The organism is Psychrobacillus sp. NPDC096389 (assembly GCF_044762855.1).
Classification (GTDB): Bacteria; Bacillota; Bacilli; order Bacillales_A; family Planococcaceae; genus Psychrobacillus.
In genome coordinates, this window is the sequence record NZ_JBIWFB010000001.1 from 465,364 (window position 1) to 486,587 (window position 21,224).

Here is a 21,224-nt window from a genome sequence, read left to right on the forward strand (position 1 = left end):
AATGCTAGGATCTATAGAAGCAGGTGGTACAAAGATGAACTGTGCAATCGGCGATGAAAACGGCAATATCATAAAACAAGCACAATTCCAAACAACTTCACCAGCTGAAAACATGCCACAACTCACCAACTTTTTCATAGAAAACCGAGTAACAGCAATCGGAATCGGCGCTTTCGGTCCAGTAAGCATTGACCGAGAAAGCGAATTATATGGAACAATACTAGACACACCAAAACTAGCATGGCGCTTCTTTCCATTCCTTAAAACATTAAAAGATAACCTAAACATCCCAATCGAACTGCAAAGCGACGTAAACGTAGCCGCGCTAGGAGAAGCGGTATATGGTGCGGGAACTGAAGATAAAACCGTCCTATACATCACAATAGGGACAGGAATCGGCGGGGGAGTAGTCGTAAACAAACAATTCCTACCTACCGCCCAACACCCCGAAATGGGTCATGTATGGATTAAACGAATACCTAAAGACACAGCGCCAAGCAATTGCCCATTCCATACAGACTGCTTCGAAGGACTAGCATCCGGTCCAGCAATCGAAAAAAGGTGGAATACAAACGCAAAAAATCTCCCAGCAAACCATATTGCATGGGAGACGGAAGCAAACTATATCGCACAAGGGGTCTACCAAATGATGCTCGCCCACGCACCCGACCGTATTATCATTGGTGGAGGGGTAATGAAACAACCTCAACTCCTCCCGAAAATAAAACAAAACATGAAAGATCAACTAAATGGCTACACTTACTATCCAGCACTTGCTAATCTAGATGAAACAATTGTCTTACCAGCATTAGGGGAGAATGCGGGGCTGATCGGAGGATTAGTGTTTGCTTCTCAAATATAAAAAAACGCCTTCTGCATTAACAAAAGGCGATAAAATAAGAAAAGAAGCATCCGAAGTTCAGATGCTTCTTTTCTTGAGCGATAAAACGAAGGAAGTAGAAGGCTGCACACTAATGAATGTACAAACAAGTTTACGGCGTTACACGTCTGTAAGTAACCTTCTATACTGTACATCATAACATAAATTTTAAAAAATGCACGCATTTACACAAAGAAATTTAAAATAAATTAATTCATTAAGAGAAATCTACTATAATATTAAACAAAAAAATAGCAAGAAAATTCTATTTAACGAAAAAAACAAGTATGGGTAATCTAACCTTCTAAAAATGGTAATAATTATTCAGAAAAAAAGGTAGCATAAATTTTAATATTCCTGTAATATGGAACATGTAATAGAGTCCTTGGTGCTTTCAAAACATCATCCTCAAAAATAAACTGGTAATCTTTTAGGTTTCTAGTTGATTTTAACATAAGAGTTTTGTATACTCATATATTAGTTAGGGTGATGATATTGGACGCTATCAAGCGACCGGCGTTACACACTACAAAATTGCAACACACAAGCGAAGGGAGATCACAAGTTTATGAAGAAAAAAGCTATCAAAATTGCAGCTTCAACTGCAGTAGCAGCTTCAGCATTCGTTGCAGCAGCACCAGCACAACAAGCTGACGCAGCAACTAATGTAAAACAATTAGTAACAAACGCACAAAATGCAGGTACAGTATTAAAATGGGCTATCTCAGTAGAAGGTTCTGCTGATTACAAAACACGTCCATACGATCAATTCAATGCAGCTAAAAAAGCTATCGCAGCAGCAGAAGCAGCAGCAGCTAAATTATCTGTAGATGAAAAATTACAAGTAACAGCACAACTTGTTGAACCAAAATTACAAGTTTTCCGTGCTACATCTTATATCGATGCTATCACTTCAAGTGAAAAAATCGTTGACTTAACTGCTGATCTTAATGCAGCAATCACATCTGGAGATCTTGGTAAAGTAGAAACTATTTACCATGCAGCATCTTTCGAATACAAAACAAAACAAGCTAAATTACTTGACCGTGTATACGGACAATCTACTCGTGACGGTATCCGTAACGCTGTTAAACCAGCTATGGAAGCTTCACTTGAGTCAGTTAAATATGACGTTACAGTTAAAATGCACTTAGATAAAGCTTCTGCTTTAATCAAAGACAACAAGTTAGAAGAAGCTGCTGCAGAACTTGCAAAAGCTGACTACAACTTAACTCTTAAAGATGCGAAATTCACTTTCAAATCTCAATTAGAGAAAAGCTATGCTGATGTAGCAGCTTCACTTCCACTACAAGCAATTTCTGCTTCTGGTGATGGTAAAAACACTGTTACAGTTAAATTCTCTAAAGCTTATACATTAGATAAAAACCTTACAACTTTAGAAGCTGGTCAATTTAAAATCAACGGTTTAACAGTACAATCTGCTAAACTTTCAGATGACAAAAAATCTGTTATTTTAACAACTTCTACACAAAAAGCTGACACTGAGTACACTGTTACTTGGCAAGGTAAATCGGTTTCATTCAAAACTGCAGCTGTAGCTGATACTTCAGGTATTGCAGTTAACGAAACTGATGTAGCTTATGTTGAAGCTACAGATTCACGTACTTACAATGTTAAATTAACAAACACTGACGGAACTCCTTATGTTGGTCGTGTAACTGTTGACTTAAACCAAGTTAATAAAGATGGAAAAGTTACTGGTACATCTGCAGCGGTAATCACTTCTGTAAATGGTCAACCAATCACTACATCTGCTCACTCATGGACTGGTGTAACTGATTCTAATGGTAACTTAGTGTTCACAATTGCAGCAGCTTATAACTCAAATGCTGACACTACTTCAGTTACTTATGTAGAACCAAAACTATCTAAACTTGATGGCGACAAAAAGACTAAAGTTGCATCTGTAACTCACTTCTTCCAATTACAAAAAAATAACGTAATTGAAGAACTTACTATTACTGACCTATACGTATCTGCAGCTAACGACTATGTTTATGCAGAAGGTAAAAAATACAAATGGGATAGCAACGATGCATTCTTCATCCGTGGACAAAAAGTTTCACAAGAAGCATTCGAAGCTGCTCTATCAGATGGCGATACTTTAACAGTTGATTACAAAACTAATGCTGCTAACGTATCAACTTGGAACATCACAGTTGATGTAACTAAATCAGCAAACACTGGATTTACAAATCCTAAAGCTGACGTACGTTTCGACGGTTTCAACTATGACCTAAGTGGTAAAGGCCAAGCTGGAAACACTGTAAAAGTTTACCGTGGTAATGACTTAATGGGTACTACTACAGTAAATTCTGATGGTACTTGGACTCTAAGAGCAGTTAACTTAACTCAAGATTCTGCTAACGTATTTGAAGCATACCAATATGCTCCAGGTAAAGATGGAGTTAAAGGAAACAATGCTGAAAGCACAACACCAGCTAAGAGAACAATCTTTGAAGGTGCATTTGCTTCAACTGGAATCACTTTAACTGACAAAGGTGATGCTGGACTATCTGTTTCAGATGAATTAACATTCTCATTCTTAAACAATCCAGGACATGGTCATGAATTTAAAGAAGATTTAGAAGGTACTATCACAGTTAGCGATAATTTAAGCCGCAAAGCTGTATATGATGTTGAATACGTAAATGCTACTACACTTAAAGTAGTTAAAGTTGTATCTTCTGATAGAGGTTACCAACCTACTTCAGCACTTACTATCGAATCAACTACTGGCGTAGTTAACCAAGATGAACTTGCTTACAATGTATCAGTTTCTAAAGATAAAGGTACTGCAACAATTGGTTATGGCGTTGCAACTCCAGTTTCTGGTGCTGTTACATTTGAAGACACTGCTAACAAAGTAATTTATGTTAACAATGTTGCTTACGTTCTTGGAGCTGGTACTATCCTTAAAACAGCACAAGGTTCAGTTATCACAACAGGTGATGCAAACATCTTTACTGCTCTAGCTGTAAATGACGAAGTTTCAAATGTTACTGTAGCAAATGGTGTTGTTACTTCATTAGTAGGTACAAAAGTAGCTAGCCAAACACTTTTAGCTAAACCAACTGTTGATGCTATCGCAGCATTCACAAAACCTAATGCGACTCAAGCAGAAGTAAATACTGCAAGAGGTCTTTATGATGCATTAACACCAGCATTAAAAGACATTGTAACAAACTATGCACTATTAACAGCTGAAGAAGCTAAATTAGGTGGCGCTCAACAAGCAATCGTTAACTCAGATACTTCAGCGTTAACAATTGTTGGAGACTTGAATAATGTTGTTGCTGACTTAACATTAGCTGCAGCAGGTGTATCTGGTCAAACAGGTGTTACTTGGACTTCAAGTGATGCAACAGTAGTAACTAATGCGGGTGTTATAACACGTCCTTCATTCACTACTGGAGATAAAGCAGTTACATTAACTGCAACAATTGCATCTACTGCTGTTCCAACAGTTAAAACTACAAAAGTATTTAATGTAGTAGTAAAAGCAGCTGCAGCTACTGATGCTGAAAAAGCAGCAGCTGATCAAACAGCACTAACTATTGCTGGTAACTTAAACAGTGTAACATCTGACTTAACATTACCTACTTTAGGAGCACAAGGATCAACAATTTCTTGGGCAACTTCAGATGCTGCTATAGTAGCAACTGATGGTACCGTAGTTAGACCTAATGGTGCAAATGCTTCAGTTACATTAACAGCAACTATTACAAATGGTGCAGCACCAGCTGTAACTAAAGTATTCCACGTAACAGTTCTTGGTCAATAATCTTTAGATACCACGTTCTAAAATAATTCTGATAATTTGGTTTGAGAAAGCTAGGTTTTGAGGATGAGGAAAGTCTCTTGATCGAGAAATCGATTAAGAGGCTTTTCTTTATGTATAGATTCCTTCCTCTGATGTAAGAAATAATATTATAGTACGAACGATTTCTATTAATAGTTATCAGGAACTAAATGATAAATCTATTGTTAAGATTATCCGTTTCATACCAGTTATTAAGATTATATTAATATATTGAAATAATAATATAAGACCTAATTCCACTTAATGGAATGAGGTCTTATTTAAATTGGAGGAGAAAAGGGTATGAAGAATCAGCCATCAAAAAGAATCAATATCGTTAGTGTTAAATTAGTAAAAGAATCAAGCTTACTCTACTAGGAAAGAAATATCAGATCGCCTGAAGATGCGTACAAACTTATTAAACATTTCTTAGGGATTTTGACCGGGAAGCATTTATTGTAATTTCTCTTGATGTGGAAAACTCTCTATTATCAATAAATATTTGCCATGTATTGAGTTTGAATGCAAGCATCGTACATTCAAGGGAGATTATGAAATGCATTCTCTCGAACGCAGCTTACATTATGGTAGGGTATAATCATCCTAGTGGGAATAGCTCACCCTCACCGGAAGCCGTTTCAGTTAAATAGAGGTAAAAGCTTTTCTGATTAGCACAAAGAGTTAGTAGGAGGGCTATGATATTTGATAGGAATTTTAGCATTTCTTTTACAACCTTTTCCTTCAATGATATGCACTTCCTTCTCAACTAAGTCTACAGTTTGAAGTGAAAGTTCGATATATTCTCGGATTCGTATACTTGTATTCAGCATCATTACCACAACATAGTGAACAATGGGATGGTCAATTGCTGGTAAGAGTATATCTATTTCGTCTTTAGTTAGATGCGTTCGCTCTTTCTTAATAACTTTTATGCGATTCACCATAGCTATTGAATTCTTCTGTACGATTTTCTTTCGTAGTAAATAGTTATACAAAGAAATGATTCTCAAAATCTTCATCTTATATGAAGTCCAAGGTTCTAAAAATAGTGACATAGACTCAGAAAAAATGAAAATTTAGTAAATATGATTTATAATTAATGGGAAGCAGAAAAACAAACCTATATTGATTATGTAAATGGAAAAGGGGGATAACGGTGGCAAATGTAATTATGATGAAGTCAGTAAATTCGTTGTTGGATGAGTGTGCTTTTTTTATTCCATCTTATCAACGTGGCTACAGATGGGAAAAACAGCAAATTATTAATTTATTGGATGACATTAATCAATTTATGAATCAAAAACATGACGAAGGGATTTATTGTTTGCAGCCAATCGTTGTGCGTAAAACGGCAAGAGAGAATGAAGGTCTAACTGTATTTGAGGTGATTGATGGTCAACAGCGTTTAACGACAATCGCTCTTATCTTAACTTATTTAAATCAAGAACCCTTTTCGCTTGCATATGAGACAAGGCCTAACAGTGCACAATTTATTCAGGATATTAGACAACATGTTGCGAGTAATGACGTAGCAAACAATATAGATTTTTATTTTTTTAAACAGGCATTTGATACGATTTCTGAATGGTTTGCTCAGCCTCGGGAAAATCGTCGAACATTGCCAACAAAGTTCTTAATAACACTTGGTGAACAAGTACAAATAATTTGGTATGAAGTAACAGGGCAAACTGAAGTGCGTGAAGTATTTAGTCGTTTAAATAGCGGTAAAATTCCGCTTACCAATGCGGAACTTATCAAGGCGCTGATATTGTCAAAAACACCTGAAACGCAACAGTTTGAATTTGCTAATGAATGGGACCAGATAGAACGTCGATTACGACAAGAACGTTTTTGGTATTTTATACATACAAGTGATCCTTACTCGAGTCGAATTGAGTTATTATTTGATATTTATACTGACAATATTAAAAATAAACATCAGGATCAATTTTATACTTTTTATCGAATCCAAGAAGAAACCGATTTCGAAGCATTATGGTTAGAGATTAAGGAGTATTTAGCGCTTTTTGAAGAATGGTATGATAATCGTACTTTGTATCATTATATAGGTTATTTGACACAGCAACGTTCTATCGTAGATTATTTAAAACTATATAAAAAGGATTCAATTTTGACCAAACTAGATTTTCTTCAAGCATTGGAAAAAGAGGTTCGTGGTAGTATTGCGGGGATTAATATTCATGAGCTGACATATGAACCAAATATGAATAACTCGAAAATCAAACAAGTATTACTTTTATTTAATATAGTTACGGTTCTCAATCAGAAAAATGATGAGGCACGGTTTCCGTTCGACCGCTACAAAAAAGAAAGATGGACAATTGAACATATCCATGCACAAAACCCGATAGGTCTAACTAAAAAAGAGCTTTGGGTAGCGTGGATACAAGATACCATTTATGTACTTGAACAATTAAACACGCTAAACTCCGAAAATAAATATGATAAATTGATTGTGCAATTAAAGGAAGAAAAACAAGATGAAGGGTTAAATTTTGAACGATTTGAGGAATTATTTAGTAAAGTAGCACAAGAAACAGAAGAGGAATTTGGTATGGATGTACACGGTATTGAAAACTTAGTGCTACTAGATCAAGAAACTAATAGTGCACTTGGTAATCACTTTTATTCTGTAAAGTATGAAAGACTAATAAACTATGATAAACAAGGAAGTTTTATTCCCATTTGTACACGTAATGCATTTATGAAATATTATAGTGATCAAGTTGACCACTTTCAGCTTTGGAGTGAACAGGACCGTCAAGGATATATGAAGGCAATTGAACAATCGTTGGCCATTTTTCAGTAAAGGAGAAATTTTATGCAAACACCAACAACTTTTTGGCAATTAGTAAGTTCATATGAAGTAAAGATTCCATTGATCCAGCGTGATTATGCACAAGGTCGTTCGGATGAACGTACCGTAGCAATAAGAGAGGTATTATTATTGCATTTACAAGAGGCAATTCAAGGGAATCGTCAGGTGGATTTTGACTTTGTATATGGATCGGTAAATGAGGGAATTCTAACACCATTAGATGGACAGCAACGTCTAACAACCTTATTTTTATTGCATTGGTATTTTAGCGTAAAAGAAGATATAGATTTACATGATAAGTTACAACAGTTCAGTTATGAAACGCGTATTAGTGCACGTGATTTTTGTCGTGAAATAGTCAAAAATCCGATAGATTTTGAACTATTAATAGATCAAAGATTATCTAGATTCATTCGGGGAGAAAAATGGTTTCAACATCATTGGCTCCAAGATCCGACTGTAGAAGGCATGCTTATCATGTTAGATGCGATGCATGAACAATACTCAGAGATTGATGTTCCAGTTATTCCACTACTTCAGAGTGATAATTGTCCTATTACCTTTAGTTTTTTAGAACTTCGTCAATTCGGATTGAGCGATGAATTATATATTAAAATGAATGCGCGTGGGAAAGCATTGACTGATTTTGAAAATTTCAAAGCCCAATTTGAACAAATTTTAGAGGGAGAAGGTTTTCAAAAAGAGAGCAAAGAATTTTCTCATCTTTTAGATAGCAAATGGACAGATTTGTTATGGGGATATCGGGCATCGGATAATACAATCGACAAAGTATTCGTCAATCTTTTTAGCTTTATTACTTCCGCTTTAGCTAGTAAAGAAGTTTTAGAGAAAGACCCACGGATTTTTAGTGATACTTATTTACGTCCATCTATCTTAAAACGAATATATGCTAAAAAAGAAAATATTAAGTTTTTATTTGATACTTTGGATTTATGGAAAAATAAAGCTGATATTGAGAGGGATTTTTTAGGGATACAGCAGAAAATACCATGGCTATTTTATCAGACGAATTTGATCGAACTCTGTGTTAATAATAGACTTAGTTTAGTAGACCGTATATTATTGTACACAATTATTCAAAAAAAGCGTTATGGACAAGAATTTGATCTTGAAGATACTCTACGAATTATACGTAATCTAGTCCATCGTATTCGCCAAGCAAGTGCAGGGAAATACACTAGTAATTTACGTTTTGATTCAATCGGTCAAATTTTACGAACAATTGATAATCTTGTTTTAATGAATAAACCTGTATACGAAGCATTACAAACAATAAAAACAGCTAGTGGCTTCTCAGGAGCAAGTTTAGTACAGGAAAAAGAGAAAGCAGATTTAATTATAAAAAATCCCCAAATCAAGAAATTGTTGCATGAGCTAGAGGATATTATGCCACTTCATGGAGCAGTCCATCAATTATTGCCAGTTTTTAAAAGTTATCCAGATGAAACTGTGAAGTTAACAAAGGAGCTTGTAAAAGAAGATAAATTGCTCGCACGTGCGATGCTGACAATTGAAGATTATGACCTCCATATTGGATGGAGTAATCTTGGCTCACGTTATGTTCTGTGTGGTAGTATGTATCGTGAATATATTTGGACAAACAGTAAAGATTTATCAGGAATGTACAAGCAACTATTTGAATTACTGATCGCAACACCAAAAAATACAGTACGCGAACGGCTACTGTATTTAATTGAACATGAAAATACGGAACAAAAAACATCCTGGCTGTACTACTGTATTAAATATCCAACTATGCTGAAAGGAAATAATGTTTTATATGTTTTTGAAAATAGTAATGCAGATACTTTTCAAATTGAACGTTTAACCGGTGTCAATTTACAATCAGAACATATAAACCCATTTTATGATACTGTTATTCAACAAATTAATGATTCATCAATATGTACATATAGCCAGACTGTTGCTCGGCTTAGTGAAAAAAGTAAGTTAAAAACTAATTGTGGGATTACTTTTTGGATTTCGAATGGTAAGTGGCACTATGCAGGTGACGAAGATATTTGTGCATCGGTTGCATTGCTAGATGAAAACTTAGAGGATGTCGATTTTATTGAGCGAGGAGTTGCTTTAGTCAAGCATGCAAATCAAGTAGCAACCATATCTGTTTAGAATGAGGAACAATAATGATATCACAAGCAGCTATGGAATTTCTTCGATTGATATTCACAAATGTGAATTTGTCATGCCAACTAGTGAGCAGCGAATGGGCGTTTCACAAATATTTTGTTAAAGTTCTACAGTAATGTCAATGTTAAGCTACTTATAACCCATCTTTTTAATTAAAATCTTAACCTCGCCTAATGGTGGGGTTTTTTCTTTGCGTACCACATTCCTAACTCAAAAAATCATCAAAAAAATATTGTATAAAGCAGCATTTACACATACAATCAACATATCTAATAAGTACTTTTCAAGATAAATCGTATGACAAACAAATAAAATCCAAGGAAACAAAAAAGTATGAAAAAAAACTACATCAAAATCATCTCTATTATCGGCATTTTACTTATTTATGGACTCGCCTTGAGTTCAATCCTAGTTAAAGAAAAAACGATTGCACCAAAAGTAGTAAACGGTGTTCTAGATTTACGTAATTATGAGTTTAACGAAGCCGAGCCGTTAGAAATGAATGGCGAATGGGAATTTGTTCCTAACCAGCTATTAAACTCTCAAGAATTCCATAACCAAAAATCTTATTTAGTTCCAGTTCCATCGCTATGGACAGAAAACGACCTAGAAGGTAAAGAGGTACCCAAATATACGAGTGGTACGTATCGACTAAAAATTCTATTAAATAATCCACCAGAAGTTTTAGGGATAAAAACAAGTAATATTCGCATGTCTAATGCCATTTATATGGATGGAAAACTATTAGGAAACAGTGGATTTCCGGTAGAAGATTCTACCTATACACCTCATAACAATCCATATGTCTCTTATTTTTCTCCTGACGGGGAAGAAGTAGAAATAATTGTACAGGTTGCTAATTTTGATTATGCATCTGGTGGTGGAATATTAGGTTCTATTTATATTGGAGATCAAGATAGTATAGGAAAGCTTCGGGAAAGATCACTTGCTTATGATTGGGTAACGATTGCGGCTTTTTCTACCATGTTTATATACTTTCTAGGTTCCTATTTGCATGCAAGAATTGGGGTGGAGCAACTATTCTTTTCCTTATTTTGTTTTGCCAATGCTTTATATGCAGTCTCTCACGGAGAGAAGGTATTCCTGGAGCTCTTTCCTGCTACACCTTATGCTTTTTTCGAAAGAATTCAGTCAGTATCAAGTATTTGGATAGGTTTGTTTATGTTATGTTTTTTTCAATCATCTTTAAAGCAATTTACAAATAAAAGAATCGTAAAAATTCTTTGTATAGTTGGTATTTTGTTAACGGGTTCTGCGCTATTACCCGTTAAAATCAACTCTAGTCTACAAATTTACTATTCTCTTTATATTTTTATCAGTTTAGTGTATATCATCTATTTACAGATTATTGCGATATCCAAACGAGCTGTAGGATCCTCTTATTTATTCATTAGTAGCTTCACGATTTTTATTTATTTCATTGTTGGAACCCTAAATGTAACGTCAAATTATGCAATGAATTCATTGCCACCTTTATTTCCATTTATTTGTTTAGCGATGTTGTCCCTTTATATTTCCCATCGTTTCATGAATTCCTTTTTAAAGAAAGAGGAGTTGTCCAAAGCTCTTTTACGTGTAGATAAGTTGAAGGATGCGTTTCTTGCAAAGACTTCGCATGAATTTCGAACCCCTTTGCATGGGATTATAGCGATTTCCCAATCAATGCTGGAGGATAGAAAATCTTCCTTATCGGTTGGTGAAGAAGAGAAAATGGGGCTAATAGTCGGGACTGCCCAGCGTTTGTCTAATCTTGTAAATGATATTTTAGATTTTTCCAAACTGAAAGAAGGAGATCTGCGTGTTCGCATTACCTCTGTCGATTTATTTGCCATTACGCATGTTGTTGTGGAAACTTTTACGTATATGATAGATAAAGATGTGAAGATCATAAATCATGTCCAAAGAGGACAATTTGTAATGGCCGACGAGGATAGGCTCCGTCAAATTTTATATAATTTAATAGATAATGCGGTTAAATATACGATTTGGGGGAAAGTAGAGATTAACTGCTACGAACAGGAAGAAAAATTAGTTATAGAAGTTCGTGATACTGGCATTGGAATTGCTCCAGAAAATCTAAAGTTGGTATTTGAGCCTTTTCATCAATACAGCAATTCAACTGGGGGAACGGGTCTAGGTTTAAGTGTGACGAAAGAGCTTGTGCAAATTCAAGGTGGAACTATTACTGTAGATTCAGTTGTTAATAAGGGAACTACCTTTTCAGTTACGCTTCCTAAAGCAACCCAGTTCAATGAAGTAAAACAAAAAAACTTTTATCTTCCTATCCCTACGACTATAGAAAATAAAGGGAATAAAAAAGTGATTATTGCAGATGACGATCATGTGAATTTGAAAGTGCTCATAGATGTGCTAGTGACAGAGGGCTATTTCATCATTGCGGTGGATAGTGGAAAGTCAGTTTTGGAGCAGGTGAAAAAACATCCTGATGTCGATCTTGTTATTTTAGACATTATGATGCCAGAAATTTCAGGGTATGAAGTATGCCAGCAACTGAGGAAGTCTTATCAACCGGCCGAGCTTCCTATTTTAATGCTAACCGCTGCTGTACGACCAGAAGACATGATTGCAGCATTCCAATCTGGGGCCAATGATTTTTTACACAAACCATTGGATACATCAGAGTTGAAGACTCGAATAAGAAATCTACTACTAATAAAGGAATCATCAGAAAATGCAGTGAAAATGGAAGTTGCTTTTTTACAAGCGCAAATAAAACCTCATTTTATTTTTAACGTTTTAAACTCAATTTTATCTCTAAGTTATATAGATTTGGAAAAGTCACGTACCATGATTACAGATTTCGCTAACTTTATGAGGGGGAGTTTTTCCTTTGAAAATACACATAGTTTAGTGCCCTTGGAGAAAGAACTTTCACTTATTCAATCATATGTGAATATACAACGTACACGATTTCCAGATCAATTAGCATGGGAAGTACAAATGGAAGAAACACTCCATTGTCTTATACCCCCTTTATTGATCCAGCCTATTGTTGAAAATGCAATAGTCCATGGCTTGAAAATGAAGAAAGGTCAAGGAACTGTAATGCTCATGGTTAAAAAGGAAAATAATCTAATTGTTTTCCGCATAACAGATAATGGAACAGGAATACCTAATCAACAGTTACAACACATTTGGAACGTAGAGAAGAACAATGGAAGTGTTGGGCTTCTAAATATAGAAAAGCGATTAAAGTATTATGAAAATGCATCCATTCAAATAACGAGTGAAGAACGAAAAGGGACCATTGTGGAAATAAGATTCCCATTAATGCTCAGTGAAAAGGAGGGGTACTAAATGTTAAACGCTATATTGGTCGATGACGAAATTTTAGCTCTCCAACTATTAGAAGCAATACTAAAAGAAATAGGAGGAATCGAAATTATAGGCAAGTTTTCTAATCCATTAGAAGGATTGAAGAGTTTGGAAGAACACAAGCCTGATATTCTGTTTCTAGATATAGAGATGAAGGAAATGAACGGAATAAAGGTCGCAGAAAAATTTAATGCTACTGCTTCTCAAACGGATATTGTATTCGTTACAGCATATGATAAGTATGCCCTAGAAGCATTTAATGTTCAGGCTTTAGATTATATCCTGAAACCGATTGAAAAAAGTCGGTTGGAAAAAACAATCCAACGAATTCGGCAGAGTAGACAACGGCATGAACTTCCTTCTACTGAGATATCATTAAAAGCACTTTTCCTTGGAAGCTTCCAACTACTTGACCATCAAAATGAACCGGTCAAGTGGAGAACTAAAAAAGTAAAAGAGTTCTGTGCCTATCTCATCCATCAAAACAAACCTGTACACAGAGAAAAAATTATGGAAGAGTTATGGCCAGATCGTACGTTAGATAAAGCGTCGGTAGCATTGCACACAACTGTGTACCATTTACGAAAAGAACTAAAAAATCAAGGATATCATGATTCTGTCAAGTATGTAGATGAGCGTTATTCTTTATTGATAGAGTTAAGTAGCGATGTGCAGAATCTCAAGAAAATTTTGAGTCAAACACAAGTCAAAGTAGCTGATGTTAAAAAGCTAATAGATTTATATAGGAATCATTATTTAGCAGAAGAATATTATGACTGGGCAATGGAAGAGCGAGAGCAGTTGCAAAAAATGGTTGCCCAATTTTTAGAGAAATTCGTTGATACTTACTTTACCGAAACAGACAGTGTATTAAAAGAAGCTATTGAAAAGCTTATAGAAATGGACCCTTGGGAAGAAAGACATACAATAAAGTTAGTCCAGTTTTACATCCAACAAGGAAACAACCGTGCTGCGCTAGAAATCTATAATAGATATAAAACTATGCTTTGGAAGCAATTAGGAATAAAGCCACAGGAAGAACTAATAAATTTAATGAAAAACATATAAAAATAACCAAATCCACCTCGGCTTTGTCAAAAAGGTGGATTTTTTGTCGTTTTTTGTCAGCGATGTACAGAAAATGTATAGACTAAAGTGCTAGTATAACTCAAGGAAACTATTAAAAAAAACCTAGGAGGATATATTTTGAACACTAATAGATTAGTAGTATGGACCATTATTCTTATTTTTCAGTTATCTATCATATTAAGCGATGTTGGAATAGTAAGTGCAGAAGATTATGAAGAAGTAGAATTGACCAACGAAGAAATTGATCAATCATCAAGCTTAAATGAAGAAGATGGCTCCTCAACAATTGATTCGGAATCACCGGATGCAGAAACAGATGAGGAGATTGTACAGGCAGTGAAGGATACTTTAGTAATTGGGTATTCAGGGGAAGATAGTATGTCAAATACGACAAATAACTTAAATCTTCCTACATCAACTATTGAGGATGTTGCTATAAGATGGGCTTCTGATAAACCAGAGATTATAGCGATAGATGGCATAGTTAAACGTCCTAATTTTTCATTAGGAAATCAATTAGTTACATTAACAGCAACAATTTCTAAAGGAGAAGTGTCGGATTCAAAAGTATATCAAGTGACAGTACTAGCATTGGCAGAAAAAATAGCACCGATGCTAACTGCGGGAGTTGTGGAGCGCCTTTCTCCAACAACTGCCAAAGTAAAATTTGCATCAAGTAAAAGTGGACATTATTATTATGAACTAGTGAGAAGTGGAGACCCTGCTCCTGAGATAAATGTGAGCACCGAGGGAACTTCATTATCTACTGAGGAAGAAACGATTAACTTGTCTGATTTAGATGTAGCTACACAAGATGTTTATATAATCGTTAAAGATGATGACGGAACTTTTAGTGAAAAACTAATACTAGAGATTCCGGAGTTCAAGGAGATCACTAAAGATATAGGAAGACATGTGAAAGTAGGAAATGATGTTTTCCTAGGTGGGAAATATATAGAGGTAGGTATATCGAAAAGTGGTTCTTTTGGAACTGAAAGTAACGCACCCAATGGATTTCATCCAATTAAACGTTTAAACTTAGGGTTTGTTTTTGATGATGATGGCTTTGATATAGGAAATGCTATGACAAATGGTGACTACTTCTTACCTGGAGGACCATATGAAGGGTTTATCGTTGGTTATAATAATGGGGGAAGCCCATTTACTTATTTAAATGCTGAAAGAAGTGGTAGCATCAAAATACCAAGTGAGTCTATTGAAGATATATCCACTGAAAAAGTATTAGCAGCTAAAACTAGTGGTCATACTTCAGATGAAAAGTTAAAAGTTGAACAAACAGTATCATTTACTAATAACGATAAGTTTTTTAAAATGACGGTGCTAATCACTAATAATACGGAGAGTATTCTAAATGATGTACGGTACATGCGTTCTGTAGATCCAGATGTTGATTATGATATGGGGGACACTTTTGAAACTATTAATTCGGTCCCATATAATTATCCTAATGATACAAAATCTGTAGCCCTATCAAAAGGACCGGTAACTGGGAATGCACTAGTTTTAATGTCCACCGATTCAAGATCTAGAGCATCATTAGAAACAGTAGATCCATATTCCTTACAAGCATTTAATGATGACGGTATAATTGCAGAAAGTACCCGCGATACACGGATCGGCTTAACATTTACTCTAGGCAATTTAGCTCCGGGACAAACGGAAACTATAGAATACTATTACAGTTTGGATAGTGATATTGATAAAACAATCGAAGATATAGAGAATGAAGCGGGTCCCGGTATAACGGATGAAGAAGCAGTCGCAAATGAAGCAGAAAAATTATCTATTGGTTATGCAGAAGGAGACTATGACTCGAAAGTAACACAAAAATTAGAGTTACCGAAAACAGGATCGAATGGGACACAAATTAGTTGGTCTTCGGATAATCCTTCGTTAATATCACCGGAAGGTATAGTTAACCGTCCATCTTATTTAACTGGAAACTTTGCAATCGTACTAACTGCTATTATTTCAAAAGGGGATTCAATAGTTACAAAGACATTTAAAATCACTGTTTTAAAACTACCTATTACAGATGTGGAAGCTGTGAATATAGCCAAAGATAAGTTGGCTATAAATTATTCACCTGGAGACAGTGCACTCAATGTGAAAAATAAACTTTTACTACCAACAAGCGGACCAGAAGGAACAACGATTACTTGGTCAAGTAATCCCACTGGATCTGTACTTGAGGATGGTACCATCATTCGTCCATCTTCTATTGATAAGAATATTACCATTACAGCAACAATCAAAAAGAATGGTGTTACAACAACAAAAGATTTTCTTATAATAATATTGAAGAAACCAACAGTAAATGATGAATCCTCTTCATCTTCTAACACAGAAAAGATTGTCGTCGACGTTGATGGAAAAGATGGGACAAACCTAACGAAAACACCAATAACGCGTACGACAGATTCAAATGGAAAAGTGAAAGACCATGTTTCCATGTCTGAGGATATTGCAAAAGAAACTGTAAATAAGGCAAGACAGCAAGGTACTGATACTGCACGAATTATCATTCCAGACACGAATGACAAGGTTTCTGAAATAGTAGTAGAGATTCCAAAGTCAGCCTTAAAACAATTAAACGATGGAAAAATGAAGCTAGAAATAGCAATGGAAAACGCTGTAATTTCGATTCCAACTAATTCATTATCCACATTTAATGAAGATCTATATTTCAAAGTTATTCCGATCAAATCTAAGGAACAACAAAAGTTAGTGGAAGAACGTGCGAAGAAAGAGAAATTAATCCAAGATGTAGCTAAAAATCAAACGGTTCAACTCTTAGGACGTCCTATGGAAATTGATACAAATATGCAAAGTAGAGAAGTTTCTATTATACTTCCGTTAAAAGAGGGCTTGCCTTCTGATGCAAAAGCCCGTGATATAATGTTGGAAAATCTTGTAGTATTTGTTGAACATAGTGATGGGACAAAAGAAATTGTTAGAGGAAAAGTGGTTCCTTATCAAAAAAATACTGAGCTAGGTCTTGAGTTTTCAATCTCTAAGTTCAGTACCTTCTCAATCGTATACATGGATGGTGCAAAAGCGTTTTTTGACGGTAAAGGTTGTGGAACTGACACACTTTCAGCAAGTTCAATTGGTTGCTTGAGCATTAAAAAATCTGTACCTGTATATGAACTTGTAAACAATAGATTGAAAAAAGTTGATATATTGATAGAAGAACAAGCAGTTCCAGCATATGATAGCATTTCACCTATGCTTGGATTGGGCGGAGATATTTGGGTAGAACGAACAAACGCTATTCGTTATGAAACACCTTCGAAATCCATGCTAGACAAAAATGCCCTTACTGGGACAAGTCGACTAAAGCAAATATGGAAAGGTCTTGAGCTTCGTCCTGGTCAAATCGGTAAGGTCACTATTTTAGAAGATACTGTTATTTGGGAAAAAATCAATAAGACTAAAAAAATAGCACGTATTTTGAAAAAAGGTGAGCAATATCGTGTATATCGCTATGTTCCTGGAATGTATAGTATCGGGGACGGAAAATATGTAGTGCAAGGTGAACAGGTAATTCTACAAAAATAAAATAAACATTAATTTATCTAGTGAAAAGTTCGTGCCTTACGAGCTTTTCACTTCTTTTGAAAAAAACCATAAAGTTTCTTTATATAACTACTATCGGTTCGTTTTTTTACATAGTGTTTTTCACAGGGACAATACACTAAAGCAACAGCTGGAAAGTATCAAATAACACCCACATAGACAACAAAGTGGGTGTTATTTGATACTTTTTTATATGGACGCAAATCTTTATTACTAGAAGAACGTCCCTATGAAGTGAATACTCAGAATGGTTTGTTACACAGGGGCACTACAATGGTCCCGTAAGAGAAACCAACTTCTCCACAAGAACAACCATCCCAGTGTAAATGGGTATACTTTTAGTTTGCAAAAACATTACAATATTCACATTGTACCAAATATTTCTTTTGATTATCTTTAAATAGGGACGTTTTTACAAAATGGGAGGGAAATTATGAAGAAGAATACAGTGAAAAAGTCGGTAGTAGCAGTTGCTCTTGCAACGTCATTATTGGCTTCGACAAATGTAGGTTTTGCGAATAGCTCGTTACAAGATGTAGTAGATCAGGCAAGAAAAGACATGAAAGAGGCTGCTTATGCCTATGTTGTACCAGCTCAAAAGGGGAAAATTGCAATAAGTAAAGATTTATATCCTGCGTTAAATAAGGCAAAAGCAAATTATGAAAAAGCGAAGGCTGCGATTGTAAAATCGAATGCTAAAAACAAAAATGTACTATTAAAAGAATTAGAAGATTTACATAACGAACGAATTACAAAAGGAATCATCCCATATATTGATGCTTATAATTATGCGGACAAGTATTTAAATCCGATCTTGGCGGATATCAAAGTCGCGGAAGCAGAAAAAGACTGGGCGAAAGTGGAGAAATTATACCACCAATTATCTGTTCAGTTGAAAAGTCGTACTGCTATTCTTTATCGTTTCACTGGTAAAGCAGCAAGAGATTTGTTATTAGATCAATATAAAGAACCAGCGAATGCGAAACGAGACCAGTTGATGGTGCCGGTAACTATTTATATGAAAGTAGTAGAAGCGGAAAAATTAGTAGCTGCTGGTAAAAAAGAAGAAGCTGCAAAAGTTGTCGAAACGATTAAACCGTTACTTGATAAAGCACCTTCTACTAGTAGTTTCCCAATGATGAAGGAATTACTTGAAAAAGTAACGGCATTAAGTGCAGCACCTGCGGAAGAAAAAGACACGGTTTCTCTACGTATTTTAGGTACTTCTGATATCCACACGAACATTGTGAACTATGATTATTATAAAGATACGGTCTCTAATAGTTTAGGACTTGCTAAAACAGCTACATTGATCAAAAATGCACGAAAAGAAAATAATAACACATTATTATTTGACAATGGAGATGCGATTCAAGGTACTCCGCTAGGTTCCTATAAACAAGCAGTAGACAAGCTTGTTGATGGGGAAGAGCATCCTTCTGTAACAGCGATGGAGCTTTTAGAATATGACGGGGCTACTTTTGGTAATCATGAATTCAATTATGGTCTGGATTATTTAGATGAAGTAATGGATGACGCTAATTTCCCTTATGTAAATGCGAATATTCGGGATGCAGCAAATGGAAAATTATTATACAAACCTTATGTGTTAATCGACAAAGAAGTGGTTGATTCGGAAGGTAAAAAATCAACAATTAAAGTAGGAGTTACTGGAATTGTCCCTCCTCAAATTTTGAAATGGGATAAAACGAATTTAGAAGGAAAAGTGACTGTCGACGACTCTGTACAAGCTGTATCAGCAGTTGTTCCTGAAATGCAAAAAGCAGGGGCAGATGTAATTGTTGTGCTTTCCCACTCCGGAATGGGGGATGCAACACATGAAGTTGGGGAAGAGGATGTAACGTATTTATTGACAAAGATTGAAGGCATAGATGCGATTATTACGGGACATGCACATCAAGTATTCCCTGGAACAGTAGATGCTTCTCTGACAAATGTAGACGTCAAAAATGGAACGATGAATGGTGTTCCAGTTGTCATGCCTGGTAAATTTGGTAGCCATTTAGGCGTAATTGATTTGAAATTGAAGAAAGATGGAGACAAATGGAAGGTGGTGTCTTCTAAAGCAGAAGTGCGCACCATTGCAAAAGATGCAACGGATGTCGATCAATCCGTTGTGAACGCTGTGAAAGAAGCACATGAAGGGACAATTGAATATGTTCGACAAGCAGTTGGTGAGACTACTGCAGATATTCATAGCTACTTCTCTCAAGTGCAGGACGATCCATCTATTCAAATTGTTACAGATGCACAAACTGCATATGTGAAAGCAAAACTAAAAGGTACTGCGAATGAAAACGTTCCAGTATTATCTGCTGGAGCACCATTTAAAGCAGGAACAAGAAGCGACCCTGAGTACTACACATTTGTTCCAAAAGGTGAACTTGCTATTAAAAACGTAGCGGATCTATATCTATACGACAACACGGTAGCAACAGTGAAACTTACGGGAGCAGATGTAAAAGAATGGTTGGAAATGTCTGCAGGTCAGTTCAATCAAATCGATCCCGCTAAAACTGGAGAACAACAACTGATCAACACCGACTTCCGCTCATACAACTACGACGTAATTGATGGCGTGACATACGAAATCGATGTAACACAGCCGGCAAAATACGATGCAGACGGTAATCTAGTAAACAAAAATGCATCACGTATAGTAAACTTGCAATACGAGGGAAAACCAATAGACTTAAACCAAACATTTATCGTAGCAACAAATAACTACCGTGCAAGCGGAACATTCCCAGGCGTCCGTAATGCAACGGAAATTGAAATCCATCCAGATGAAAACCGACAAATTATCATCGACTATATACTAGTCGAGCAAACAATCGACCCATCTGCTGATGGTAATTGGAAATTCGCTGCTTTGCCAGCAAACGCACAAGTCGTATTCGAATCTTCTAAACAAGCAGCGACAGTACTCCCAGCAGATGGAAGCATTAAATACATCGGCGATGGTACGGATGGATTTGGTAAGTATTCAATTAAATAATGTCCCAAATAATATCCCTGTGTGAGAAACAATTCTGATATTTGACTACAATTTATACAAAAAGCAACAGCAAAGGTGAGAACTTTGGCGGTTGCTTTTTGTTTTGTGCGTGCCTGTGTAAGAAACAATTCTGACAACGGCTTGATATTATATAGAAACAGATGAGGTATATCCGCAGCTGTTTCTTTTTTTATTGATTAAACCTGCTGTTTAAAGAAGTATTCAGAGTAGTGTCTTGCACAGGGACAAAAACAATTAGAAAAACTAGAATTGTTCTCGGATTAGAACCTCTCTATCTTTTCTCCTCTCGAATATTGTAAACAAACGTCAAATTATAAGAAACCACTCTAATAATCTCCTAACAACACGTCAAAATTATTCATATAAAAGTAATTCAGTGTTCATGAACCCCATAAGAAAGTGAAATTTAAAAGAAAGTGATATATGT

11 protein-coding genes are annotated in these 21,224 nt (G+C 35.6%); 10 read left to right on the forward strand and 1 reads right to left on the reverse strand.

The genetic code is table 11. The features are described from left to right. The first annotated feature begins 1 nt into the window (after position 1). From ACIQ38_RS02315 to ACIQ38_RS02330, 4 genes are all read left to right on the forward strand, one after another. Positions 2–862: an ROK family protein gene (locus tag ACIQ38_RS02315; protein ID WP_402817427.1), complete on the forward strand. Its 861-nt coding sequence runs from the start codon at positions 2–4 to the stop codon at positions 860–862. After that, a complete protein-coding gene (locus ACIQ38_RS02320; RefSeq protein WP_402817429.1) occupies positions 846–1,040 on the forward strand; it encodes a hypothetical protein in 195 nt (64 codons plus the stop codon). Before ACIQ38_RS02315 ends, ACIQ38_RS02320 begins: the two co-directional genes overlap by 17 nt. A 408-nt stretch (positions 1,041–1,448) precedes the next feature. After that, positions 1,449–4,685, forward strand: a complete 3,237-nt coding sequence (locus ACIQ38_RS02325) for an immunoglobulin-like domain-containing protein (protein ID WP_402817431.1) — start codon at positions 1,449–1,451, stop codon at positions 4,683–4,685. 491 nt (positions 4,686–5,176) lie between these two features. After that, the gene (locus ACIQ38_RS02330) at positions 5,177–5,353 is read left to right on the forward strand and encodes a JAB domain-containing protein (RefSeq protein ID WP_402817433.1); all 177 of its coding nucleotides are present in this window, start codon (positions 5,177–5,179) and stop codon (positions 5,351–5,353) included. Between the two features lie 18 nt (positions 5,354–5,371). Here ACIQ38_RS02330 and ACIQ38_RS02335 read toward each other — a convergent pair whose 3' ends face one another. After that, positions 5,372–5,722 carry a hypothetical protein gene (locus tag ACIQ38_RS02335; protein WP_402817435.1) on the reverse strand — a complete coding sequence of 117 codons (351 nt, stop codon included), beginning with the start codon at positions 5,720–5,722 and terminating at the stop codon, positions 5,372–5,374. A gap of 137 nt (positions 5,723–5,859) precedes the next feature. On the opposite strand from ACIQ38_RS02335, the gene ACIQ38_RS02340 reads away from it, so the two are divergent. The 6 genes from ACIQ38_RS02340 (at position 5,860) to ACIQ38_RS02365 (ending at position 20,776) form a co-directional block, all read left to right on the forward strand. After that, positions 5,860–7,533, forward strand: coding sequence for a DUF262 domain-containing protein (locus ACIQ38_RS02340; RefSeq protein ID WP_402817437.1), 1,674 nt, complete (start codon positions 5,860–5,862; stop codon positions 7,531–7,533). A gap of 12 nt (positions 7,534–7,545) precedes the next feature. After that, a complete protein-coding gene (locus ACIQ38_RS02345) occupies positions 7,546–9,693 on the forward strand; it encodes a GmrSD restriction endonuclease domain-containing protein (protein WP_402817439.1) in 2,148 nt (715 codons plus the stop codon). Between the two features lie 351 nt (positions 9,694–10,044). Then, positions 10,045–13,050, forward strand: a complete 3,006-nt coding sequence (locus ACIQ38_RS02350; protein WP_402817441.1) for an ATP-binding protein — start codon at positions 10,045–10,047, stop codon at positions 13,048–13,050. Then, complete coding sequence (locus tag ACIQ38_RS02355; protein WP_402817443.1) at positions 13,051–14,136, forward strand: response regulator; 1,086 nt, start codon at positions 13,051–13,053, stop codon at positions 14,134–14,136. It begins immediately after the preceding gene. A 138-nt stretch (positions 14,137–14,274) separates the two neighbouring features. After that, a complete protein-coding gene (locus ACIQ38_RS02360; RefSeq protein WP_402817445.1) occupies positions 14,275–17,739 on the forward strand; it encodes an immunoglobulin-like domain-containing protein in 3,465 nt (1,154 codons plus the stop codon). A 451-nt stretch (positions 17,740–18,190) separates the two neighbouring features. After that, positions 18,191–20,776, forward strand: a complete 2,586-nt coding sequence (locus ACIQ38_RS02365; protein WP_402817447.1) for a bifunctional 2',3'-cyclic-nucleotide 2'-phosphodiesterase/3'-nucleotidase — start codon at positions 18,191–18,193, stop codon at positions 20,774–20,776. The last annotated feature ends 448 nt before the right edge of the window (positions 20,777–21,224 follow it).